The sequence below is a fragment of the Bacillus sp. HMF5848 genome (assembly GCF_003944835.1).
In the GTDB taxonomy this organism is placed as follows: domain Bacteria; phylum Bacillota; class Bacilli; order Bacillales; family HMF5848; genus HMF5848.
Genome location: NZ_RWIV01000001.1, coordinates 4,390,111 through 4,414,950 on the forward strand (window position 1 = coordinate 4,390,111; position 24,840 = coordinate 4,414,950).

Annotated in this window: 17 protein-coding genes; 2 read left to right on the forward strand and 15 right to left on the reverse strand. The window is 39.1% G+C overall.

What is annotated here, in order from left to right; genetic code table 11:
* Nucleotides 1–119: 119 nt before the first annotated feature.
* Together EJF36_RS20645 and EJF36_RS20650 are read right to left on the reverse strand one after the other, a co-directional pair.
* A complete protein-coding gene (locus EJF36_RS20645; RefSeq protein ID WP_125908107.1) occupies nt 120–479 on the reverse strand; it encodes a Na-translocating system protein MpsC family protein in 360 nt (119 codons plus the stop codon).
* Between the two features lie 72 nt (nt 480–551).
* Nucleotides 552–1,802, reverse strand: coding sequence for an L-lactate MFS transporter (locus tag EJF36_RS20650; RefSeq protein ID WP_125908479.1), 1,251 nt, complete (start codon nt 1,800–1,802; stop codon nt 552–554).
* A gap of 364 nt (nt 1,803–2,166) precedes the next feature.
* Between EJF36_RS20650 and fdhD the strand changes: the two genes are divergently transcribed.
* Nucleotides 2,167–2,961 carry a formate dehydrogenase accessory sulfurtransferase FdhD gene (gene fdhD / locus EJF36_RS20655; protein ID WP_125908108.1) on the forward strand — a complete coding sequence of 265 codons (795 nt, stop codon included), beginning with the start codon at nt 2,167–2,169 and terminating at the stop codon, nt 2,959–2,961.
* A gap of 247 nt (nt 2,962–3,208) precedes the next feature.
* Here fdhD and EJF36_RS20660 read toward each other — a convergent pair whose 3' ends face one another.
* The 6 genes from EJF36_RS20660 to EJF36_RS20685 form a co-directional block, all read right to left on the reverse strand.
* Entirely contained in the window at nt 3,209–3,865 is a 657-nt protein-coding gene (locus EJF36_RS20660; protein ID WP_260471964.1) for a DUF3889 domain-containing protein, read from the reverse strand.
* 172 nt (nt 3,866–4,037) lie between these two features.
* Nucleotides 4,038–4,742 (reverse strand): Dps family protein, encoded by a 705-nt coding sequence (locus tag EJF36_RS20665; protein WP_125908109.1) that lies wholly within the window; start codon nt 4,740–4,742, stop codon nt 4,038–4,040.
* A gap of 133 nt (nt 4,743–4,875) precedes the next feature.
* On the reverse strand, nt 4,876–5,196 hold the full coding sequence (locus tag EJF36_RS20670; RefSeq protein WP_125908110.1) for a DUF1330 domain-containing protein: 321 nt from the start codon (nt 5,194–5,196) through the stop codon (nt 4,876–4,878).
* Nucleotides 5,178–7,427, reverse strand: a complete 2,250-nt coding sequence (locus tag EJF36_RS20675) for a molybdopterin-dependent oxidoreductase (protein ID WP_125908111.1) — start codon at nt 7,425–7,427, stop codon at nt 5,178–5,180. The genes EJF36_RS20670 and EJF36_RS20675 overlap by 19 nt, the downstream gene beginning before the upstream one ends.
* Nucleotides 7,428–7,714: 287 nt before the next feature.
* The gene (locus EJF36_RS20680; RefSeq protein ID WP_312028279.1) at nt 7,715–8,530 is read right to left on the reverse strand and encodes an AAC(3) family N-acetyltransferase; all 816 of its coding nucleotides are present in this window, start codon (nt 8,528–8,530) and stop codon (nt 7,715–7,717) included.
* A gap of 216 nt (nt 8,531–8,746) precedes the next feature.
* Nucleotides 8,747–9,562 carry an ATP-grasp domain-containing protein gene (locus tag EJF36_RS20685; protein ID WP_125908112.1) on the reverse strand — a complete coding sequence of 272 codons (816 nt, stop codon included), beginning with the start codon at nt 9,560–9,562 and terminating at the stop codon, nt 8,747–8,749.
* Between the two features lie 196 nt (nt 9,563–9,758).
* Between EJF36_RS20685 and EJF36_RS20690 the strand changes: the two genes are divergently transcribed.
* On the forward strand, nt 9,759–10,640 hold the full coding sequence (locus tag EJF36_RS20690; protein WP_125908113.1) for a C39 family peptidase: 882 nt from the start codon (nt 9,759–9,761) through the stop codon (nt 10,638–10,640).
* 136 nt (nt 10,641–10,776) lie between these two features.
* Here EJF36_RS20690 and asnB read toward each other — a convergent pair whose 3' ends face one another.
* The 7 genes from asnB to EJF36_RS20725 all read right to left on the reverse strand — a co-directional run bounded on the left by asnB (nt 10,777) and on the right by EJF36_RS20725 (nt 24,700).
* The gene (gene asnB / locus EJF36_RS20695) at nt 10,777–12,666 is read right to left on the reverse strand and encodes an asparagine synthase (glutamine-hydrolyzing) (RefSeq protein ID WP_125908114.1); all 1,890 of its coding nucleotides are present in this window, start codon (nt 12,664–12,666) and stop codon (nt 10,777–10,779) included.
* 229 nt (nt 12,667–12,895) lie between these two features.
* Entirely contained in the window at nt 12,896–14,851 is a 1,956-nt protein-coding gene (locus EJF36_RS20700) for a GTP-binding protein (RefSeq protein WP_125908115.1), read from the reverse strand.
* 456 nt (nt 14,852–15,307) lie between these two features.
* Nucleotides 15,308–17,551 carry an alpha-galactosidase gene (locus EJF36_RS20705; protein WP_125908116.1) on the reverse strand — a complete coding sequence of 748 codons (2,244 nt, stop codon included), beginning with the start codon at nt 17,549–17,551 and terminating at the stop codon, nt 15,308–15,310.
* Between the two features lie 52 nt (nt 17,552–17,603).
* Nucleotides 17,604–20,639, reverse strand: coding sequence for a beta-galactosidase, LacZ type (lacZ, locus tag EJF36_RS20710; protein ID WP_125908117.1), 3,036 nt, complete (start codon nt 20,637–20,639; stop codon nt 17,604–17,606).
* A gap of 784 nt (nt 20,640–21,423) precedes the next feature.
* Nucleotides 21,424–22,248 (reverse strand): carbohydrate ABC transporter permease, encoded by an 825-nt coding sequence (locus EJF36_RS20715; RefSeq protein WP_125908118.1) that lies wholly within the window; start codon nt 22,246–22,248, stop codon nt 21,424–21,426.
* On the reverse strand, nt 22,241–23,170 hold the full coding sequence (locus tag EJF36_RS20720; RefSeq protein WP_125908119.1) for a carbohydrate ABC transporter permease: 930 nt from the start codon (nt 23,168–23,170) through the stop codon (nt 22,241–22,243). Before EJF36_RS20720 ends, EJF36_RS20715 begins: the two co-directional genes overlap by 8 nt.
* Before the next feature lie 219 nt (nt 23,171–23,389).
* Complete coding sequence (locus EJF36_RS20725) at nt 23,390–24,700, reverse strand: ABC transporter substrate-binding protein (protein ID WP_125908120.1); 1,311 nt, start codon at nt 24,698–24,700, stop codon at nt 23,390–23,392.
* Nucleotides 24,701–24,840: the final 140 nt, after the last annotated feature.

Here is a 24,840-nt window from a genome sequence, read left to right on the forward strand (position 1 = left end):
TCCACTCCCTTTTATCTAGAAATAAAAAACCACCGTTTTATATCTAAAGCTTTGTGCTTCAGTATGAAACGGTGGTTAGTCTTCTGCAGGATCGCTACAAAGTGCCATACCAATTAATTTTATTTAGAAAACTTCTCTTCAATATTTTCATCAAAAACGAATATTGACATCCCAAAGTCCCTATCAATATCTATATCTACAAACAAGTCCTTGAATTTACACCCTAAGAATTTTTCCATCTCAATAGGCGGGTGTTTTTGGTACATATCTTTTACCATTTCCGTACGGGCAGCATGAAGTGCTTGCTTACCGTGCTCAGCACTAGCAATGAACTTTTCCACCGGTGAAAGATTTCCTTCCATTTCACATATAGCCCAGTTTTTGCAAAATGTAGTAGAAATTTTACTCGGCCCTTTTCCCATATGGCGTTTACGATATGAACGTACTATATTACTAAATTCAGCTTCATATTTATTCATGATATCCATCCATTCGTGAGAGGGTCTAGCATGATTAAAATTTTAGCATACGCTACATTTTTTTAAAAACTATTACATTGCGAACTGATTCGCTTCCGCTGCTTGCTTTGAACGGAGCTTTTTAATATCACGACGAATCAATAAGGAAACAACTAGAGCCACAACGAACAATCCAGCAAAGAATGTCAGGCTAGCTGCGTATGAACCTGTTGTATCCTTTACCCATGCTGCAAACATTGGTCCTGCTAAACCAGCTGCTGCCCATGCTGTTAAGATGTAACCATGGATAGCGCCTAATTGTTTTGTTCCAAACATATCTCCGATAAACGCTGGGATTGAAGCAAACCCACCACCATAACACGTGTATACTATTGCTAACAGCACTTGGAATAATATTGCTTCTGTTGTATGTGGTAGGATAGCGAAAATAACAATTTGTAACACAAAGAAAGTTGTATACGTATTTGGACGGCCTATATAGTCTGAGACAGACGCCCAACCAATACGACCTAATCCGTTGAAAATACCTAGCACCCCTACAAGAGCGGCTGCTTCAGCAGTAGATAACCCAATACTCTCCTGTGCTAACGGCTTTGCAGCTGATAAAATGGCAATGCCACATGTCACATTAATGAAAAGCATTAACCATAAATAATAAAATCTAGATGTTTTGATTGATTCATTAGCCGTTAACTGTGATAAATCTTGTTTAGTTTTGCCTGCTTCCACTTTAGCTTTGAAGCCTGCTGGCACCCAATCAACTGGTGGCTTCTCAAGATATAAAGAAGATAGAGTCATAATAGCAAAATATGATACTCCTAAAATATAAAATGTGTTCGCTGTTCCTACTGATTTTATAAGTGAATCCATGATAGGACTACTAATAGCAGCAGCAAAGCCAAACCCCATAATAGCTAAGCCCGTTGCTAATCCTCTACGGTCTGGAAACCATTTTACTAGCGTAGAAACAGGAGCAATGTACCCGACCCCTAATCCTATTCCTCCTAACACACCATAGGTTACATACAGTAACGGAAGTGAGCCTACATTAACCGCTAGACCAGATCCGATGATACCAGCACCGAAAAACCCCGCAGCAAGGAGCCCTGCCTTTCTTGGTCCATATTTTTCAACAAAGTGGCCTAGAAAAGCGGCAGATAAACCTAAAAATAATATAGCTAAACTAAACGTAAATTGAACTTGCTTTGCTGACCAACCGAATTCATCTATCAATGGGTTTGTGAAGTTACTCCATGCGTATACGGAACCTATTGAAATATGAATTCCGACTGCCGAAACGGCGATTAGCCAACGGTTTTTCATTTTCCCCATGCGCTCATCCCCTTAAGTTTTGCTTAAATAAAATAAGCCGCCAACCACTCTATACGCAAATTGGGTATAGCAAAGTGGACTGACGGTTAGTTTCTAGCAGGTTCGCTACTATCATGACCAACTGTTAATCGCTTTCATTTTTCGCTTCACCTTAATCTAGTAGACAGGTTCGCTGCCCTACACCAAAATGTGACGAAATTATGAACTTTGACAAAAGCATATCATTATATTTAAAATATGGCAATATCTGTTTTTCTTCGTTTCTAATTTTTTTAAGAGAAAGAAAGTTTTATACTTGTTTAATGGTGTTAATTGTGTTTATATTTTTATTAATCTTAGAAAATGGGTGATTACAATGATGTCAAATATGAGTGTCCACCAACAAATTGTAAAATATACTAATAATTCATTTGTATATATGAAGGATACCATTGTATCGGAATACCCGTTAACTATTTACGTTAACGACACTGAGTTTGCGACTATGGTTTGTACTCCAACTGATTTAGAAGAGTTAATCATTGGCTTTTTAGCGTCAGAGGGTGTCATTCGTTTTAGAAGAGAAATCAGATCATTTCAAATTGACGAGAGTCGCGGAAGTGCCTACGTTCACTTACACCATAATGTTGAAACAAATCACCAGCACTATTCTAAAAGATTTATAGGTTCATGCTGCGGTAAAAGTCGTCAGTTTTATTTAGTAAATGATGCAAAAACTGCTAAAATTTCTATGTCAAAAACTACTGTATCTGCCGACCAATGTATTAACTTAATGAAACAGATGCAACAAGCTAGCTATGTGTTTCAAGAGACGGGTGGCGTACATAATGCTGCACTTTGTACCCCAGAAGACATCATTGTATCACGCGCTGATATTGGTAGACATAACGCACTCGATAAATTATTCGGATATAGCTTACTTAATCAAATTCCTGTACGTGATAAAATTTTAGTATTTAGTGGACGTATATCATCTGAAGTGTTATTAAAAGCGGCTAAAATTGGCGTTGGTATTGTGCTTTCAAAATCAGCTGCTACAGACTTGGCCATTAAATTAGCAACTGACTTAAATATTACTGCTGTTGGATTTATTAGAGGAAATTCCTTTAATGTATACTCACATGCAGAGAGGATTACGCATGTAAACTAATATGGAGTATATTCAGTACGTTGAAAGCGCTTACCGATTTGCGAGCACCTTGCTCAGCCTATACCAGCTTAAGTCGTCCCCCCGCAGGAAGAGAATCTCCTCCCAGAGAGAGACGACTTAAGAACTCGAGCTGTGAAAAGCATCATATTTCATATCCATGCTTTTCACAAAATACTCAAGGAAGATTATTCTTAGATGAAAAGCTGGCTAGGGGTTTGGAGCTTAACACTAATCTAGGTTAAAAGACTTATACTTCTTTTATATCAAAAGAAATGACCTTATTCGTTTTTGTATTATAAATTACACTTCCTCGGATTGTGAGCTTTTCTTGCGTGGATTCCACTTTGAATTCATACGTTTCTTGGATGCGATCCGCAGAAAGCTTTTTCTCTTCGACCTTGTTATAGTCCGTTATGTCATATCCTGGGTAAGCTACTTGTGTGACTTCTAATAAATATTTACCCCATTTCTCTGCTTCTAGTTCTGGTGTAGGTATGAACTCGACAGGAATGATACCCATGTCTGGACTTACTCCCAATGCTACAAATGCTTGTTTATGAAGTATGAGTTGGTTGGGTGAAGAACCTGTTGATTGGTCCACGACGGTAACAATTATTTCGCGGCCCGTCGGTGGGTATCGCACTTTCAAAGTTTGTCCGCACTCGTACGGAGCACCTGCCGTCACCGCTACAGTCATGTATTCATTCTTGGACCATGGTATGCCACATTTTGTGACTGGACCGCCTTCTGTCCAGACTGCTTGAGCTTTTATCGGCTGTTGGCGAGAATTATAATTTTGGTAGTCAAAATAGGGTGGGTACTGGTACCACTGCCTTGTTGGCTGGTATCCGTAGTGATACATACCTACAAATTGGTGATATGGATAATTGTGATTCACATACATTATGCCTGTCTCCCTCTCTGTAATGTAGAAACTCTCGTAGCATATTATGTGTAACACAATGTCCCTGTGATAGTTGGTGTTATTTATATCCTCATGTGTTTTAAGTGCCCAACGCCTTAGTTCTTGACATAGAAAAATAAGAGCAAACGAATGACTCGTTTGCCCTCATACGTTATTGCGGTAAGTTGTCGTTTAAGTGACGATTGCTCGCGATATCTTGATTGCCATCAAGAAGATGCGTCATACCGCGTACTAAAGAGTCATCCTCAAGTAGACTCCAAATGTGATATCCGAAGTCCTCTCTTTTTAATAAAACTTGTTCTAACACTTGTACCGTCCCAAAATCATGTAATTCATGGGCGCGATCAATTGTTTTTCTCATCATACCTTGAATTTTCAATTCATGCTCTAAATCATTACGGAGGAAATCACGCATTGTATAGCGGCCTTCCATTTCATGCTTAATATATGAGATTTCATGTTGTGTAACTGGGTGAGCTGTCGGTACCACACCTAGGCGTGACACACGCTCCCCTACCATATCAATATGCTTCTGCGTTACTTCAATATGCTCTTCAAGAATATGATGCAAACTGCCAAATGATTCAGCACCTTCAGTTAACCAGTGGTGCTTCGTATATTGATTAAGAGCGACACATAAAGCACATAAATGCTCATCTAGCATTAGACCCATTTCTAGTCTTGTTTCATATGGAAGGCTAATTCCGGATCCTTCTTTTCTTGCTGTCCGTGGTTCTTGTCTTAGCACCATTTCATTCATGTGCTGATTAGAGTGACCTGGCATAGCAGGATCAAACCCTGATTTAGACAACTTAAACTGATCATGTGAAAACCCCTGATTATCATGCATTTGCATAGCTATTACCTCTTTTCATGTTAAATTTTCATTTTTATTGTTGAGATAATAGCATGTTTTTATTTGTTTAATTTATCAAAGGTGTTGTTAAATTTTTACCATTTATTTAATAATTTGTGCTTAAATTTTACATTTATCCTTTTAAAACAGGTCGTAAGTCCTCTAGCTTCTCAAACAAATGCCACACAAAATCATCAAGCCCTTTATCACGATAAGGATGAAACTCCTCCATTTCAGGATCCTGCAGAAAGTTTGTGATTGATTTTTTTGATTCCCACTCTACTACTAATAATACTTGACGAGGTTTAACATCTCCTACTGGTGACGACTCGAGATCTCCTACTGCCACCACCTTTCCTCCGTGCCTAGCTAACGCTTTATTCGCCTCTTTCGAATATGTAGCATAGCTTTGTTTATCTTTTAAATTAAATAAATTTAAAGCGTAGATTGCCACTCTTTTTCCTCCCCCTCTTTTACGAGTATTTTCTCAATGTTGACTGGGATGCCATTGAAAACGGCATTACCAGACACAGCATCCATAACATTTGAATCCGAAAGATCATTTACATTCACACCAGCATGCTTTCTTGCTATTTGCATGCGTGTATCCTCAAATTGATGCCCCCAGCCATGCGGGATACTTACTACACCACGTTTAATATCTTCTTGTAGTTTCACATCGATTTCTATAGTTCCTACACGCGATGTAATCTTAACTGCATCACCATCCTCGATATTCACGTCCATCGCATCGTGTGGATTCATATACAACGTACAGCGATTTTTCCCTTTCACCAGAACATCGAGATTGTGCATCCAAGAGTTGTTCGAGCGCAGATCACGCCTTCCAATTAGTACGAAAGGAGGAAGACTCTCCTTTAACTTCGTATGCAGCCTTGGAATATCCTTAATAATGGGCTCAGGCGCTAATTCTATTTTTTGTGTAGAAGTTAGCAGTACTTCCGGAATCCTTTCTTTTAATGGTCCAAGATCTACACCGTGCTCCTGTTTCTTTAGAGTTTCGAGGTTTAATCCTTTTACGTCACGACCGAATCCATCTCCATATGGACCTACTCGTAATAAGAAATCTAGCATCCTCTCTGGTCCTCGATATGCTGATAAGTTTGAAAAAATTTCTTCTGGCTCTCGTTTATATATAGGTGATTTTGGGTTTTTCACCTCAGCACGAATCAGGGATTGTATCGTCATATCATCTAAGTATGTTACTGGGTCCCCTCCCATATCAGTTCCACTGACGATTTCGGTTAGATGCAGAAGAACCTCCCATTCGTCAAGTGCGGGTAAATCGAACACTGGTTTTGAATAGTGAGCAATGTTTCTTACAGCTAAATGATAAAAAGCTACATCATAGTGTGAGCGTTCTAGTGGTGAAGGAACTGGTAAGATAACATTTGCAAATCTTGTTGATTCATTTAAATAGCAATCCACACTTACGATAAAATCAAGATCACGGAGTTTAGTTTGTAAGCGTTTACCATTTGGTGTTGAAAGAATAGGATTGCCACCGATTGTTACAAAGGCTTTGGCATGATCTAGTTCATCGGCCAATGTAGAAACAGGTAGTTCTCCTAATACCTCTGGTAAGCCACTGACTGCACCATAAAACCGTCCATACCGGTATGTTTCCTTTTTTCTTAAAGGTTTGTTAACATTTCTAGCACCAACCGCAGGCTTTGGAAAACATACGCCTCCCTCACTGTCTAAATTTCCCGTTAAAATGTTTAGCACATCAATGAGCCAAGTAGACAGTGTGCCAAACTCCTGTGTACATGTCCCCATTCGTCCATAAACTATTGCTTTTTCTGCGTTCGCGAGATCTCTAGCAATTTTACGAATAGTCATGGCAGGTATGTCACACGTATTTTCTATAGCTTCTGGCGAGAAGCTTTCCGCTAATTTCTTTACTTTTTCTAGATCATTCGTGTGCTGCTCGAGTTTACCTAGGCGCACTAATTTTTCATCAAAAATCGTATTCACTAAGGCAAACAAAAATAGTGCATCTGTTCCAGGCTGGATTGGGTAATATTCATCTGCCGCTTTAGCTGTAGGAGTTTTTAGGGGATCAATTACAACAAATTTACCACCACGAGCTTGTATATTCTTGAGGCGTTCTTTCATGTTAGGTGCTGTCATCATACTGCCATTTGATACAAAGGGATTTGCGCCGATAATTAACATATAATCTGTATGATCCACATCGGGTATTGGCACACTGAAGTCACTGCCGTACATCATGTCTGCTACTAGCTGCTTCGGGATTTGATCCATCGTACTCGCTGAGAAAGTATTTTTACTACGAAGTGTCTTTAAAAAGGTTGGGACATATAGAAGACCTGCTAGGTTATGGACATTTGGATTCCCAAGATAGACCGCCACTGCATCACGGCCATATGTATGTATGACGTTACGAAGTCCCTTTTTCACTTCAGATAGCGCTTCTTGCCAAGAAACCTCCTTCCAATCCGTTCCATTACGAACAAGTGGCTTTCGTAAACGATCTGGATCCTCATGTAGCTCTTTTAAACTATATCCCTTCGGACAAATATGTCCTTTACTAAATGGATCAAGTTTATCTCCTCGTATGGAGATAATTTCATTTCCTTCCGTATGAATTTCTAAGCCACAGGTTGCTTCACAAAGAGGACAAGTTCGATAATGAATCATATTATCACTCCTTTTATGATTAGTGATTTAACATACTAACCGGTTAGTATAACTGTACTACGCCTTTTACTAGTTTTCAATTGTAAATCCTATTAATTCGTTCGCTTAATTATGACAAAAATTTTGTATTCTTGAGATTGAATAGGTTCGTGTAACGATATGCTGTAGACGATTTTTTTGAACGACCAATTGCTCAGAGGAAAAACCCGTAAGCAGACCTTAGCTTCCGGGTTTTTCTTTTAATTCTTACTTATGATAGAACGTGGTTTGCTGTATGTCGTTGAACATTATTCATTATTTGGATGGTTTGCTGCTATCCATTTACTTGCAAAATCAACAATCGTTCGTTGTTGTATTAGTTTGCACATAGCTGCGCCCACTCTTTTCGATTGAATAGCATACTTGCTTTCAAAATCTTGTCCTAACGCTTCAAACACATCTGAATCATATAGGATTTCACTATATTCTTTCCATACACGTTTTCCGTCCTGGAGCAAAGCTGCACCTTTTTCTACCTTTTTACGATTTTGCACGGCATGTTCAGCAAAATGAAGCGACGTATTACTATCGTGATCAACACCTAGTAACAAAATATATCCATTTAGTTCATATATTTTAGCTAAGGGCGATTGTAGACCAAACCCAGCTTCAAGAGGCTGCTCACTTACTATATAGTCTGCAAATTTCCCCCACGCAGCAAAGGAATACATCGGATGATTGCTTCTTTTTACACCTGGCATGGTTCTGAACGTCTCCACAATGACTCCCATTCCTCTTGAAGGTGTTACTTGAGGATGATAGGCAGGCATTTCGTTACGAATAATGGACCACCATGTTTCAGGTACAGGAGGACGTTGCCAGTCAGCAGGATCAGAATTATCTGCGGTTTGAGTTGGCATAACAATAGTACCTTCTTCACCAATTATGTCCATTATTGCTTGCACAACGGCTACGGGACCACCGCATACCCATCCTAGGGAGCTTAATGACGAATGCACAATAACAACCATTCCTCGCTCTAAACCAAGCGATAATAATTCCTCTCGTAAACTGGATATTGTATTTGGTAATTTTAGCTGATTCATAATATTTATTTCACTCATTTTTTCATCGCCTCCACCTTGTGAAACCACCCTATGTTACTTAATTATAACTTGTTTCATGATTCTAGACAGTGTAAAGGTAGATAAGTAGAGGTAATTTTCTGAAAAGAAGTTATATTCAGTTCCACAATCATGTTAAATAGCTAAAAGGGAACGGCCGCCCGTTCCCTTTTTCAACATATTATTTTTATTTCTAAATAGGCTTTAGTAGCATGATTATGAAATAATTTTTCTCGAGGTAATAGGGGATGTTGGAAATGGCGGTATATGTTCACGTAATAAATAATTGTAAACCGCATGTTCAACTGACAGCCCCATCGTGTGAATGCCTTGATTACCAAATAAAACGTTAAACTCTAGAATATAATATTTCCCTCCACTCACAATTACATCAAAGCCAGCATGATTAATATTTAATTCTTTCGCTATTTGTAGGACAAGATCACACGCTTCTTGTGGGATAAAATCAAAGCAAAGCTCGCCACCTTGTGCGATGTTATGAAGAAACTCTCCTTCTTGCCCCACTCGCCAATACGCAGTGAATATGTCATCACCAATTACACACACACGTAAGTCTTTCCCGTCATTCTCAAGGTATTCTTGAACGTATAACACTTCATTTTTGCTAGCGTAATCAAGAAATTGCCGTTCATTTTCTATTAAAAAGGCACCTTTCCCCATTGAGTTTCTTGCTTCCTTAGCAACGAACGGGAAGGGAAAAGTATCCAATATATTCGCTACATTAGTTGGTGTATTTGCTAAAATCTCTGTATATGGAGCGTGCTTTGGAGCGACTGTCCATAACGCTCTAGTCATTTCAATTTTGCTAAACCCTAACTGTAATGTTTCAATACTTGGGAATATCTTTTTTTTCAAGCCGTGCACTAAAGCGGGCACCTGCCATGTCTCAGGAAAAAGAACAATATCTGCATGACGGATAGCATCTATCTCTTTAAACATATTATCAGGCTTAATATAGTGCACACCTGGGATACCCATCGTTCGATATGCATTAAAAGAGACCATCTTCATAGATGTGTAACCACACTCCATATAGTAATATTCTAAACAATTAAATATTAGCATCATCTACAAAAATATCAATCACTATTTTTATGTGTAATTTCCCACATTTTTCACCTGACAAAATACTCTTTTCTTTTACACAATTCCACAAAAAACGGGTAAAATAATAAGTATATTACTCTTATGAAAAAGGATAATGAATATGATTGTTCCTCTACTTTTATCAGCGTTTATGTTTTTGGTCATTACCTTGAGTCTATATAAAAAGATTATCAATCAGCGCTACCGCAAAATAGCGCATAGCTATAATGTTCTTTTTTTCGGACTGTTTATGTTTCTCTTTATATATGAATCTAATTTTTTAAATTATGATAATAAAGTAGCTAGTTCGCATACATTAAATGAAGACAGCGAGATAACAGCAGCTGCTCCCATCGTCGTCGAAAAGGATGAGGCTCCGATTCTTACCGAAGAAATAAAGGCCGAAGTGTTGCTCGATGCACCGGTAATTCCACAGTATCCTGAGCTTCCAAGGGGTTGCGAGGTTACTAGCTTAGCAATGCTTCTTAACTATGCTGGGGTCTCTGTTTCTAAAATGGTGCTTGCAGAAGAAGTTGCCAAAGACCCCACACCATATATGAAAAAGGATAGTAGCGTTCATTTTGGTGATCCTCATACTGGCTTTGTCGGCAATATGTACGATCTTTCTAAACCAGGATATGGCGTGTATTACGAACCTATTTTACAGCTTGCTAATAAATATTTACCAAATGTAGTAAACTTAACAAACAAAAGCTATGCGGACATACAATTATATGTATCTAACGATTATCCGGTTTGGGTCGTTACCAATACGACTTACAAAGAGCTTCCTGCACAGGCATTTGAAACATGGCAAACACCTTCGGGTCCAATCAACATCACATATAAAATGCATGCTGTTTTAATAACAGGATATAATGAAGACTATATTATTTTTAATGACCCCTTAACAGGCATGAAAAATAAAAAAGCCCCTATAGGTGACTTTTTAAAAGCTTGGACACAAATGGGAAGTCAAGCGATTACTTACGTGTCCGAGTGATTGAACTTGATTGAACTTTGTTATAAATTTTCTTTCGAGCCGTTGGGCCCTGGAGCTGGATACTCCTCTAGATGTAGAGTTATTTACTTCCAAAATGTTAGAAAGAGCCTGAAGGTCAAAACCTCAGGCTCTTTTGTTAGCTCAACACGATTTCTTTAGTTGTTTGAAAGCTATATTTATCCTCTACATAAACTTGATGCCAGATCATGAAAATCAGCACAGTCCAAATTTTTCGGCTGTTATCTGCTTTTCCTTTGCAATGATCATCTAAAAGCTGTAACATAGCTTGTTTATTGATTAAGTGACTCGTTTGACTTTCATGAATGATTTGAACCGCCCAGTCATGCATTTCATTTTTCAGCCAATGGCGAATCGGGACTGGGAAGCCTAACTTTTTACGGTTTAACACATGGTCTGGTACAATACCTTCCGCCGCTTTACGTAAAATATACTTTGTTGTGTTGTTTGTCGTTTTGAACTCTGTCCCTATACGCGACGCGACGTTAAATACTTCTTTATCTAAAAATGGCACGCGTAGTTCTAATGAATGAGCCATCGTCATTTTATCTGCTTTTAAAAGAATATCACCACGTAGCCACGTATGAATATCTATATATTGCATCCGTTCAACCGGGTCATAGCCTTTTGTATCTTCATAAAATGGTGCTGTAATATCAAGATAGTGCATATCCTTCTTATACCACTTATAAATAAGTTCTTTTTCTTCTTCACTGAACATTTTCGCATTTCCAATGTAACGCTCCTCCATTGGCGTACAACCACGCTCAATAAAGCTCTTTCCTGTTACACCTTCTGGAACGATGTGCGATATTTTCTTCAAGGCTGTTTTTAACTGCGTTGGAATTTTGTTAAACAGAGCTAAATCTTGCGGCTCACGATAAATATTATAGCCACCGAACAGTTCATCGGCACCTTCACCTGAAAGAACGACCGTTACATGCTTTCTAGCTTCACGAGCAACAAAGTAAAGTGGAATGGCGGCTGGATCTGCTAATGGATCATCGAAGTGCCATACTACTTTAGGTAATTCCTTCATATACTCTTCTGGAGAAATAACATAGCTAATGTTTTCAAGATTCAATTTGTCAGCTGTTTCTTTAGCCACATCAATTTCACTAAACCCGTTATGATCAAAGCCGACAGAGAACGTTTTGATGTTTGGATTGAATTCTTTTGCGATTGAAACAATAAAAGAAGAGTCAATTCCACCTGATAAAAATGATCCTACTGGTACATCACTGCGCATATGCACGTTTACCGAATCATACAAAACATCGCGAATCTCCTTCACAAGCTCATCTTCTGTTGAAGTAACAGGAGTAAATGAGGCCTTCCAATATTGACAAATTTGCATTTTCTCGCCAACTTTTTTCGTGAAATAATGACCTGGTAAAAGCTTATTAATACCAACAGACATAGTCGCTGGCTCTGGAACATACTGATATGTTAAATAATGCTGCAATGCTGCATTATCAATAATGATGTTTTTCATAGCTAGTAAAATACTTTTCTTCTCAGAAGCAAAATACGTTTTTTCTTGATATTCCATGTAGAAGAACGGCTTAATGCCAAACTGATCTCTCGCCCCAAATAGAAGCTTTTCTTGCTTATCCCAAATTAAAAATGAGAACATACCACGTAATTTTTCAGGCGTTCTTTCTTTATACATACTATATAAAGCGATAATAACCTCTGTATCTGAGCTTGTTTCAAAGTAAAAGCCCTGCTCAGTAAGATCATTTCGCAGCTCAACATGATTATAAATTTCCCCGTTAAAAATAATCCAGTACCGCTCATTTTCATATGATAACGGTTGATGTCCATTTTCAATATCGATGATACTTAATCGTCTAAAGCCAAAATTAATGTGCTCATCCTGAAAATAACCTGAATCATCTGGACCGCGGTGAGTTATGATATTATTCATATCTTCGAATAACTGTTGATACTGATCTGCCCTATTGGCTGCTTCAGTTTCATGAATACACCCTATAAATCCACACATTAATGATTCACCCTGCTTTAACTTATTTTTTATAGCAAATAGTAATTAATATATTGTTACGTTCTTATATTATAATAACTGCCGTGTGAAAGTAAGTACCAATCTTAGACAAACTTTTTATTATACTAAATTATACATGAAGATCGTCTGTTAAGAGATTTAAATTTATTATTTACCATAAATTGTATGATTATGTGAGTTGTCTCATTCTGTGTTCTATTTTTACTGTTCATCCTTTCAAGCAGTGCATCTCAGCTTCAGCTCTGTCCCACAATACTGTATACCCTTTTCCTTTCGCACAAAAAATAGATGAAGATGTGTACATGAAATCTGCATTTTTATCATACCCAGCTTGCTCTATCACTTCTGTTGCGTTATGACAATCACCGTATCCACCGTATGTGAGCTGCAGACTGCCTCTCCCTTGTGTTATAGCGGCAAACTCTATACTATAATCTAGAAAAGTTGCGACCGGTACTTTTCCTGTTAATATTGATGTTTCACCGATGGTTTGTGGAGGTTGAATCGATCCGTGAGCTTTTTGTATATCAGAAATTATACGTCCCATTTGTTCGATATTAACTTTAATTTTAAAATCATAGTACGGTTCAAGTAACATCATCTGGGCCTTTTCTAACCCTTGCCTAATCGCTCGATAGGTAGCTTCTTTAAAATCTCCCCCAGACGTATGCTTATTATGAGCACGCCCTGTTAGTAAAGTTATTTTCACATCGGTAAGTGCGGAACCGGTTAGTATACTATGGTGACCACGTTCTAATACGTGCTGACGAATAAGGTTTTGATGTCCTATCGCTAAGTCATTCGCATGACAATTGTTTGAAAACTGTACTCCGCTATTTCTAATAGCAGGCTCTATTTGTAGATGCACCTCTGCATAATGACCTAACGGTTCAAAATGCCCATACCCTCTAACTGTGTTTGTTATTGTTTCTTTATAAATAATTTCAGGCTGGCCAAAAGTAACAGAGATACCAAAACGGTCTTTTACAATTTGCTGAAGTACTTCTAATTGAATCTTGCCCATTACTTGTATATGAATCTCTTGCAAGCGCTCATCCCATGTAACATGTAATGCAGAATCCTCTTCATCCAATATTTTAAAATAGCGAAGTACATCCTTAACATGGTGTGATGGATCGTATATTACTTTTGATTTAATAGTTGGAATAATATTGTAAGTTGTTTTACTTTTATTTGCTATTGACCCTAAACCAGTCCCGTCCGATGCCATCGATAAACCCACAACAGCAAAAAGCTCCCCCGCTTGTACTTTGTCTACTGTTTTATATTTACTACCATTGTATACACGAATTTGAGTTATTTTTTCATAGACTTCTTGGTCATCATCGTTGTATCGGACTTCATCACGGACGTGTAACGATCCGCTAAGTGCCTTTACAAATGCGATTCGCTGGTTATTTTCATCATAGCGTACTTTGTAAACTATCCCCGAAAACGGAGTATCTTCTTGATAGTCCGTTTGGGTCAAAGCATGCAAAGTATCTAAAAACTCCGTTACACCGATATCTTGTAAAGCGGAGCCTGTTATAAAAGGATGGACGTTATTGTTCATGACCATGGCGCGTAATGCTTCGAGCCACACGTTCTTATCATATCCTTTGTGAAGATAGTACTCTAGTAATGTTTCATCACGCTCAGCAATATTTTCGATTAGCTCTTGAGGCATAGTGTCGAGAAGTGAAATATCACACAATTCAGTCGTTAAGTTGGCATGTATATCTTGTAGAACCCTTTCGACATCAGCCCCAACTCGGTCGATTTTATTAATGTAAAAGAAAGTTGGTACATTATACTTTTGTAGCAGCTGCCAAACTGTTTCCGTATGCCCTTCGACTCCCTCAACAGCACTTATAATCACAATCGCAGCATCCATCACTTGAATAGCCCGCTCCATTTCTGCTGAAAAATCGACGTGCCCTGGCGTATCAATTATATAATAAGACGAATCTTTAAAAGAAAAAGTTGCTTGGTCGGCAAAAACCGTTATACCTCGCTCTTTCTCTATCTCATGACTATCTAAAAATGTATCCTTATGGTCTACACGCCCTCTTTGTCGAATAGTATTTGTATGATAAAGAAGCTGTTCTGCGAACGTCGTTTTCCCTGCATCCACATGTGCCAATACTCCCACCGTTTTAAACATGATGTGGTCACTCCTCAATTTTTGTCGAACAAACCAATGCTGCTTAAATTATAACAAAATATGAAAAAAACACTCGACGGATTTTTATAGTCGGAATTAAATACGTGTAGAAGGGAGGATATATCGAAAGGTCTGCTGAAGTGATTGTCGGGCACTCGGCACTCGGATTGATGGTGAAATTACGTTTTTTTCGCTTTCTACCAGTTGCGTGTCGAATTTCTACCGGTTGCGTGTCGAATATCTACCACTCTCGTGTCGATTATCTACCGGTTGCATGTCGAATTTCACCACTCTCGTGTCGATTATCTACCGGTTGCATGTCGAATTTCACTACTCTCGTGTCGATATTCACCAATTTGCCATACATTCACTTCAAGGAAGCATGAGAACCGTCCCCTCTCTGCCATCCTAAACGCATAAAAGGCAGCATGAGAACCGTCCCCATGCTGCCAAGCATTATATTTTTTTGTTTGCTATGTTTTTTAAATAAAACACCTCGGATTGGAAGTCACCACCGCGTTTGGCGACCTGGGCATTTACTCCGTTAAATTCCGTTGGGAGCTGCAAGCCAACTGTCATCAATTCATCCCCGTAATAGTGACCACCACTGGATACGACTTCATACACCATTGATTCGTCTAAGCCGATTAAGCGGATCGCTTGTTGTTTTGCACCATTTGGTGTGGCTAAAACTTTATACCAGCCGACTAGTGCTTCTGTTTTATCACGACTAACAACCATCCACGCCGTTTCATTGCCCTCGAATGGACTTCTCAATCGGTAAAAATCACCATCTCGAATCAATTCACGATACTGCTTATAAAACTCAACCTGTATCTTAATCGCTTCTCTTTCTTCATCTGATAAAGATAGAGGATCTAGTTCATAGCCAAAGGTACCAAAGTACGCAGTGTTTGCACGCGTTTGTAAAGGTGTCGACCGTAATGTTTGGTGGTTTGGCACAGCCGATACGTGCGAACCCATGCTGTACAATGGGTACGCTAACGACGTACCATATTGTATTTTCAGTCGTTCCACCGCATCTGTGTCATCGCTTGTCCATGCTTGTGGTGCATAGTATAGCATACCTGGATCGAAGCGACCTCCGCCACCTGCACAAGACTCAAACAACACATGTGGAAATTCACTCGTCAATTTTTCGTATAACGCATACACGCCTAAAATATAGCGATGGAAAAACTCGCCTTGCTCATTAGAGGCTAATTTTGTAGAAAAGGCCTCTGTAATATTTCTGTTCATATCCCACTTTATATATGCCAACCCTGTTGCACGGATAATACCGGCCATTTTTTCATATACGTAATCGACGATTTCTTGTCTTGAAAAATCAAGAACGAGTTGATTACGACCTAACGTTTGCGGCTGACCTTGCAAACCAACAGCCCAATCTGGATGTTCACGATATAACTCACTATTAGGACTGATCATCTCTGGTTCAAACCAAAGTCCGAATTTCATGCCCGTAGACTTAATTTTTTCGGCTAAACTTGCTAATCCATTCGGTAGTTTGGCATAGTCAACAAACCAGTCACCTAGCGATGACGTATCATCGTTTCTTTTTCCAAACCATCCATCATCTAAAACAAATAGCTCAATGCCTAGCTCACTTGCTGATGATGCAATATTTACAAGCTTATCCTCATCAAAATTAAAGTAGGTTGCTTCCCAGTTGTTGATTAACACTGGACGTTCTACCTTCCGCCATTGTGAAGGAATCAAATGATCTCGGTATAGATTGTGAAATGCTTGGCTCATACCATTTAAGCCAGCAGAAGAATAGACCATCACAACCTCTGGGGTTTGGAATGTCTCACCGTTTTTAAGGTTCCAGCGAAACCCAAACGGATGAATCCCAACTGATAGTCGGGCCACATCATAGTGATCTACTTCAACTTGCATTAAAAAGTTACTGCTGTAAACATGTTGAAAGCCATACACTTCACCTGTATGCTCCGTTGCATCAAATCGCTTCATTGCCATAAACGGATTGTGATGATGTGAGCTTGCTCCGCGAATACTAGATATAGACTGAATACCTGTCTCGAGCTTCCGTTCCTTGACGTAGCGCTCGCGCGACCACGTACCTGCCAAGTGAACAAACATAAAATCCTTATCCGGGAGGTCTAAAGATGCGCCCATCATTCTATCTAACACTAATGGCTGTGTACCTTCATTTAAGATGCACGCATTTCTTGTTATAACAGGCTTGTCACGGAATATCGTATATTGAAGCGTCAGCTGAGCTCCTAAAAATTCATCACGCAACATAATTTGAAGTGTTACCGCATCTTCCGCACGATCCACGTAAGTAGCTGGTAACCCGTCAAGGCTTGGTTTACCTTCCAACACACGGTACGACTCATACGTGAACTGTGGGATATGCGACACACCTAATCTTTCTACCACAATAGCTGGCTCACGAAAATCCGAGTTCCCATACACTGGGTACTCCTGTCGCACTGTTTCTAAGCTGAATGCAGGGTCACCTGCATATATATGACAGCTCGCGGCTGTTGGCACATCATACACTTGTAAGTGGGAGAAATCTTCACGATGCCGCAATGCTTTCCCATAATATAGATGGCCTAGTTGTCCATTTTTCATCACGTGAAAAATATAACTAATATGTCCGTTCGTTAAGTGAAACTGTTGCTTGTCTTCATTTATGTGAATTTGCATTGGTATCCTCCTAAGGAACAAGCCAAGCTCCTATAAGCCTGGCTCGTTAATGTTATACTCTACGAATGACAAACGAAAACGCTAGTTTTTGATTTGCCTGTATCAAATACTCATCATGTACAGGTGCACCCCAGCTATCATCACCGCCCACACCCATCTGTCTTCCAGCTACCGTGATGACAGTATGGTGAACGTTTGGCAGCTCATAATGATGATATGCATTTTCTAACTCGAGCGCTGTATAAGGAGTGATTGTACATTCTAGCGGCTCATGAGCGGCAGCGATTTGCAATCCGTGTCCCTTTTCGTTCGTCACATTAACACGTCTTACCCCAGTTCTGTTACCAGACTCTTGTGGAATAGAATAAGGTGTCACATTGTCTACTACTTTATTTTTAAAAATACCAAGTCTTGCACCAGAACAACGATCAATGTAATTCTCTTCTGGTCCCATTGCATACCATTCTAACGTATCATAGTCCGCTGGTACTTTGAACGACACCGCAAACGTTGGCATTTGTGGGAGGTTTTCAGCCCCTTCGTACTCGGCATTCACACCGATACTACCATCACCGTAGACGGAGTATGTTATTCTCACTTCTACTTCGGCACTAACTGCTAGCTTGTACGTAAATGTTACATCTACACTAGTCTCACCTTCTTGCACATCAAATCCAACACAATGCCTAGCAAAACTAGCAGCGAACCACATATTAGATCGGAATGGCTGTCCGTTCCCACGATCGTTGTCTGTTGTTGCTCGCCAGAATAAAGGCGCAGGTGGGAAAGAAATCATTTCGCGTCCCGCATACTTTATAGATACAAGACTTCCCATTTGCTTTGAGAACATAACCGTGAAGTCGTCACCGTGCACACCTAGATTAATATCACCATGCACCACTCTAAATGGTTTGTTAGAGACTTGCACATCGGCTCCGGCCACTTTAAAAATCAATTGACCAAATGCCACTTCATGGCCAGCATCTGCCCATAACGTGGCTTCTTTTAGTTTAAAAGATGTATGAATACAATACTCACCAGGCTGCACGGTTAAGCCATCCGGCCACGTTAGCTCTACTTGTTTAGTTGTTAAAGGTTCAACTACTACATCTAACTTGCCGCGATATATTTCTTCGCCTTCATGTAGCATCGTATATTCTAAATAATAGTCTGATGTATCAATAAATAGGTTATCATTTGTAATCGCCACACTAGCTTCGTCAGGATTCAGCTTTATATTTTGATATAAAAACTTAACCTCCTGCATTTTCGGTGTTAGCTTACGATTTCCTAAAATAAGACCATTCACACAGAAGTTATAATCTGTCGGGCGATCACCATAATCACCACCATACGCTAAAAACTCTTTTCCATAGCGGTCTTTTTTTATAAGAGACTGATCAATATAGTCCCATATGAAACCACCTTGGTACATTGGATATTTTTTCTCTAAATCAGTATATTTGTACATACCACCAACTGAGTTACCCATCGCGTGCATATATTCGCAGCTTATATACGGCTTATCCGGATTATCATTCAAATATGCCTCTATATCAGCTGGCTTTGCATACATCCGACTTTCCATGTCACTCGTTTCACTATATGCACGATCATAAAATACACCTTCATAGTGAACAAGACGCCCTGAATCTACTTGTCTGAAATAGCGCGCCACATGTAACAGCACATCCCCGACATACGATTCATTTCCAACTGACCAAATAATGATAGATGGATGATTTTTATCACGCTCATACATAGATATGGCACGATCCATTACGATATCTTCCCATTCAGAGTTACTTCCTGGTATGTTCCATGAAGGTTCAACAACGCCCATTTTCTGCCAAGAACCATGCGTCTCTAAATTCATTTCGTCTATAACGTATAACCCATATTCATCACAAAGCTCGTACCATAACGAATGGTTTGGATAGTGAGATGTTCGAACAGCGTTCATGTTGTGCTGCTTCATCGTTTTAATATCCCAAATCATATCTTCCTTCGACACAGTGCGACCGTGATAGCAGTTAAACTCATGACGGTTAACACCTTTAAAAATAATACGTTTCCCGTTTATATGCATAACTTTATTAATTAGCTCAAATCTTCTGAAGCCTATTCTGTGCGGCACTACCTCTACTAAGTCCCCAGACTCATTAAAAATTTGAAGATAAAGGGTATAAAGATAAGGCTGTTCAGCACTCCATAGCTCTGGATTATCAATGTGTATCAAAAGCTGACCACTTTTATTTTTAAGCTCCCCATTTGAGCTAGCTACTAATTGACCAGCTCTATCATACAACTCGCCTACTACCTTAGCTTTTTCCGGTACTCCCTTAAGAAACGTCATATCCGCGTTTAATGTACCCTTTGTAAAAGTAGCGTCTAATTCAGCACGAATATCGGCATCAAACACATGTATATCTGGTACTGTGTATAAATACACATCACGGAATATCCCTGAAAATCTCCAAAAATCCTGATCCTCTAACCAACTACCTGTACTTCTTTGGTAGACTTCAACAGCGAGTTTATTCTCACCATCCAATAAGTACGACGTTAAGTCAAAATCGGCAGGTGTAAATGAATCTTCACTGTAACCAACAAATTCTCCATTTAACCAAACGAAGAAGGCTGTTTCTACTCCTTGAAAAGAGATACACACACGCTTGCTTACCATTTGGGATGGCAACGTAAATGTCTTTACGTAGCTTCCCACCGGATTAAAATCAGTAGGAATCTCAGGAGGACGAATATCATTATGACCATCCCAAGGGTACATCGTATTTACATAATGTGGATTACCGTATCCCTGTAACTGCATGTGTCCTGGAACAGTAATGTCTCCCCAACTATTGCTATCAAACGATAGTTTGTAAAAATCCTCCGGTCGACTTGATGGATTGATAGAATAGTTAAATTTCCAATCTCCATTAAGGCTATGGCGAAGCTTCATCGGGCTTCTCCGCTTAGCCTCTTCCATTGTTTCATAATATACATGATCGGAATGCGCCGGAAGTCGATTCACGGCAAACACTGCTGGATCTGCTAACCAGTTTAAGCTTGGTTGTGTGTTGGTCATTAAAACAATCCTCCTTATTGATTACGCTTTCAATATTTTTATAATATTAGTAAAAAATTAGTAAACTAGTCTAAAATCATTATACTAGCTTTACTATTTTTTGTCAGGACTTCTTGTCGTACCCCTGACCTTTACTCTATTCATTTACCGGGATAGGAGCGGGACTAGCTCTGTTTTCGCACAAACATACTGCACCACTATGGGATGTCCCGCGTCCTTAAGTTATATACTGTATTCTAGTAAAAATTGATAATAGATTTGCATTTTATAGGTCCATATTAAAAGGGACGTAGAAAAAGTAGCATGCCTGGTTGTCGGTTTTTGTATGTTTTTGTTGGTACATGGTACCGACATATTTCTACAATTTTCGAACCGTTGATACGACTGAGTTTCCCATGCATGGATTTTACTTGGTACCACGTACCGACAAAATTCGATTGTATCCAGCAAAGTTCGACTCATAATTCACACTAAACACCAGACTCATACATTTAAAAAATCGAACTCCGCACCTCAAACATACGATGCTGCCACAAATCTCTTCACCACTTTAACACTGCACCCTATGTTCCCGCTATTAACTCTGCATCCTGACAGGGGGATGGATCCCGTAATGTAACTCTGCATCCTGACAGGGGGATGGATCCCGTAATGTAACTCTGCATCCTAACAGGGGGATGGATCCCGTAATGTAACTCTGCATCCTGACAGGGGGATGGATCCCGTAATGTAACTCTGAATCCTAGTAAGGATCAGCCCTCCGTTAAGCGGGGGGATGGACCCATTATTTCACTGACCCCATCATACCGGCTACGAAATGCTTTTGCATGATGAAGAAGATAATTGCTGCTGGTAAGGTTGCAATAACGATTGCTGTCATAATAACACCAAAGTCTGGAGCATAACTAGAACCTAAATTAGAAATAAGCAATGGGATCGTTTGGTTTTCAGGTGACTGTAACACCACTAATGGCCATAAATAGTTATTCCAGCTTGCCATAAACGTAATAATAGCCGCTGCTGCGTATGTTGTTTTCATCGTTGGTACATAAATTCTAAAAAACACACCTAATTCTGTTAGCCCATCTATTCTCCCTGCTTCTAATATGTCTCTAGGAAACATCTTCGTGCTTTGACGGAAGAAGAAAATAAGGAATGCAGTCGTTAAGGTTGGTAAAACTACCGCCGAAAGTGTGTCAATACCAATAAAAGGAGCTACTTGACTAATCTTCCCAAACATTCTGAACAACGGTACCATTAAAGCCGCAAATGGGATCATCATAGATAATAGTAAGAAGTTGAATACCATATCTTTTGCTTTACTTCTGTAAATCTCAAACCCGTATCCTGCAAGGGACGCTATAAGTAATGATAGTACAGTAGTAGCTAGGGAAATTTTTGCTGAATTCATGAATGCCGTTCCAATATCGGCTGTATCTAGTAGTTTTTGAAAGTTTTCAATAAAGGCTGTGCCCGGAAGAAGTCGCCCTTTTGTAACATCAACCGACTCATTCGTTGCACTTACAATCATCCACAAAAAAGGAAATATCGAGACAAGTGCTACTACAGATAGAAACAAGTATCCTAGAATTTTATTAAACTTACGCATTTTTATCACCTGCCGCTTTAAACTGAAGGATAGAGAATAGCACAATCATAATAACGATCGTATATGAAACGGTTGCTGCATACCCAAAGTCCGGTGTGTATTTAAACGATAAGTTATAAATATATTGAGAAATCGTCATAGTTGCGTTACCAGGACCACCTCTTGTAATATTCATAACTTCATCGAATAACTGAAGCGTACCGATTGTTGACGTAATTGATGTAAATAAAATAATTGGTTTAAGCATCGGAATCGTAATTTTGAAAAACTGTTGCACTGCTGAAGCCCCATCAATGCGAGCTGCTTCATAAATAGATTGGTCAACATTTTGTAGAGCTGATAAGTAAAAAATCATATTATAGCCAGTCCAACGCCATGTAATAGCAATAATGATTGTGATTTTAGCCAACACAGGGTCTGTTAACCATTGTAAAGGCTGCTCGATAATGTTTAGCTTCGTAAGCATGATATTAATTATGCCATCTATACCAAATAAATATTTGAAAATTACCGAGTAAGCAACTAAAGATGTTACACACGGTAGAAAGATAGCTGTACGAAAAAAGCCTTTTAACTTTAACGTTTTGTCATTTAGCAATACGGAGATAAATAGTGCGAGTATAATCATAATTGGTACTTGAACGATAAGATAAATCACTGTATTTACAACAGTTGCTTTAAATGTCGGATCCCCAAATAGGCGTACATAGTTATCAAATCCAACGAAGGATAAATTTGTTCCTGTTCCTGATTTGAAGGACATAATAAGCGCTTGTATCATTGGGTAAAAATAAAAGAGGCATATTAATACCGCAGATAATATAACAAAGGACCAACCGATGATTGTGCTTTTTAAACGGTGATTTTTGTTTACTGACGATGTTCTAACATTCGTACTTTGCTTAACTTTTGCTGGTATCATAAAAGGTCAACTCCTTGCTTTCTCTATGGACACTAAACATACTAAGGGCGGGTTACATGTTGTTTTTTAAAATAAAGACCTCGGATCTCTCGCCTGAATATCAGATTGCTCCGTAATACCTAACAGGGAGAAGCATGCGAGTGTTCCGAGGCTTTACCTCAAGCTATTTATTTACGTGCTTATCAGACTTATTCGTACTAGATGTGCTTACAAACTAAACTATCTAATTTGTGCTTCAGCTTGTTTTTGTGCATCTTCTAGCACTTTATCAATGTCTTTTCCTTGTAGATAGTTTTGCATTTCAACAACAAGTATGTCCTCGATTGCATACGTGTGTAGACCATAGTTTACTTGAGGAATTTCTTCCGTCCATGCAGCAAAGTCAGCGATAATAGCTTGTCCTCCGAAGAACTCATCAGCACCTTGATAAGCTTCACCTTCAGCAGCAGGCTTGTACGTACCCATTGCTCCAATTTCTTTAATGAACTTTTGGTATAACTCAACATCAGAACCAAAAGTTTTTGCTAAGAAATCTACCGCATGCTCTTTACCAGGTACATTCAATACGTACCATGAGCTTCCACCTAAGTTAGATGCATTGACTGATTCCATGCCAGGCAAACTTGGTTGTCCTACAACTGCCCATTTACCAGATTGAGATGCTTCAGCCTTAATAGATGGTGTAATCCAGTTACCTGTTGGTACAGAAGCTACTTCTCCACTGTTAAAGCCGGCTAAGAATTGGCTCCAATCAGAGTTAGGTCTAACTAGGTCAGCCTCAATTAGTTGCTTGTAGATAGAGAACGCTTCTTTAATCGCTTCGTTTCCAGCTAAATCAGGTGTTACACCGTCTTCTTTCAAATACCACTTACCACTTGATTGAATCATCATACGTACTAAGCCTAAGTCGTTAGGATCTAGTGATAGCATTTGCTTTCCTGTTGCTTCCTTCACTTTTTTCCCGATTTCAATATATTGATCCCAGTCAATGTTTGTAACATCTTCTACTGTGTAGCCTGCTTGCTCTAAATAATCCGTTCTTACATATAAACCAGTTACGCCCGTATCAAACGGTAACGCATAATTTTCTCCGTCTAAGCTAGTCGTTGCGATTTTATACGATGCGAAGTCATCTGCATTGAATGCACCTGTTAATTTTTCAAACGCATCAGGATACGCCTGTAAAAAGCTTTGTGCGCGATAATCTTCAATTAACACGATGTTTGGTAAGCCCTTTGTAGTGCCAGAGCTTAAGCTAGTGTTAAGCTTTTGCACGATGTCATTTTGTGCGTTTTCAACGATTGTCACGTTAAGGTCAGGGTTAACTGACTGATATGCGTCTTTTGCAAGATTTAATGCTTTAATATTAAAGTTTGGATCCCAAGCCCAAATTGTTATTTCGTTTGTTTCATCTGTTTTCTCAGTATCTTTGCCTTCAGAGTCATTCGTTGTGCTTTCATTACTAGCTCCTGAAGAACATGCAGCTAAAAACAACAAAGTAACTAAAAATAGTGCTAACAGCTTTTTCACTATTATTCCCCCCAAATATGGATGTTTAAGTTTTTTGTAAGCGCTATCTCTTACAGTTTTAATGTTAGCACCTTGAGGGTTTTACCTGTTAGGACATTATTAATCTAAACTTGTCTTATTTTTACGACATGAAAACGCTT

Excerpts from the sequence above, each read along its gene's own strand:
- EJF36_RS20645 (WP_125908107.1), bottom strand. The coding sequence starts at position 479 with ATGAATAAATATGAAGCTGAATTTAGTAATATAGTACGTTCATATCGT.
- EJF36_RS20650 (WP_125908479.1), bottom strand. The coding sequence starts at position 1,802 with ATGAAAAACCGTTGGCTAATCGCCGTTTCGGCAGTCGGAATTCATATT.
- fdhD (WP_125908108.1), top strand. The coding sequence starts at position 2,167 with ATGATGTCAAATATGAGTGTCCACCAACAAATTGTAAAATATACTAAT.
- EJF36_RS20660 (WP_260471964.1), bottom strand. The coding sequence starts at position 3,865 with ATGTATGTGAATCACAATTATCCATATCACCAATTTGTAGGTATGTAT.
- EJF36_RS20665 (WP_125908109.1), bottom strand. The coding sequence starts at position 4,742 with ATGCAAATGCATGATAATCAGGGGTTTTCACATGATCAGTTTAAGTTG.
- EJF36_RS20675 (WP_125908111.1), bottom strand. The coding sequence starts at position 7,427 with ATGATTCATTATCGAACTTGTCCTCTTTGTGAAGCAACCTGTGGCTTA.
- EJF36_RS20680 (WP_312028279.1), bottom strand. The coding sequence starts at position 8,530 with ATGAGTGAAATAAATATTATGAATCAGCTAAAATTACCAAATACAATA.
- EJF36_RS20685 (WP_125908112.1), bottom strand. The coding sequence starts at position 9,562 with ATGAAGATGGTCTCTTTTAATGCATATCGAACGATGGGTATCCCAGGT.
- EJF36_RS20690 (WP_125908113.1), top strand. The coding sequence starts at position 9,759 with ATGATTGTTCCTCTACTTTTATCAGCGTTTATGTTTTTGGTCATTACC.
- asnB (WP_125908114.1), bottom strand. The coding sequence starts at position 12,666 with ATGTGTGGATTTATAGGGTGTATTCATGAAACTGAAGCAGCCAATAGG.
- EJF36_RS20700 (WP_125908115.1), bottom strand. The coding sequence starts at position 14,851 with ATGTTTAAAACGGTGGGAGTATTGGCACATGTGGATGCAGGGAAAACG.
- EJF36_RS20705 (WP_125908116.1), bottom strand. The coding sequence starts at position 17,551 with ATGCAAATTCACATAAATGAAGACAAGCAACAGTTTCACTTAACGAAC.
- lacZ (WP_125908117.1), bottom strand. The coding sequence starts at position 20,639 with ATGACCAACACACAACCAAGCTTAAACTGGTTAGCAGATCCAGCAGTG.
- EJF36_RS20715 (WP_125908118.1), bottom strand. The coding sequence starts at position 22,248 with ATGCGTAAGTTTAATAAAATTCTAGGATACTTGTTTCTATCTGTAGTA.
- EJF36_RS20720 (WP_125908119.1), bottom strand. The coding sequence starts at position 23,170 with ATGATACCAGCAAAAGTTAAGCAAAGTACGAATGTTAGAACATCGTCA.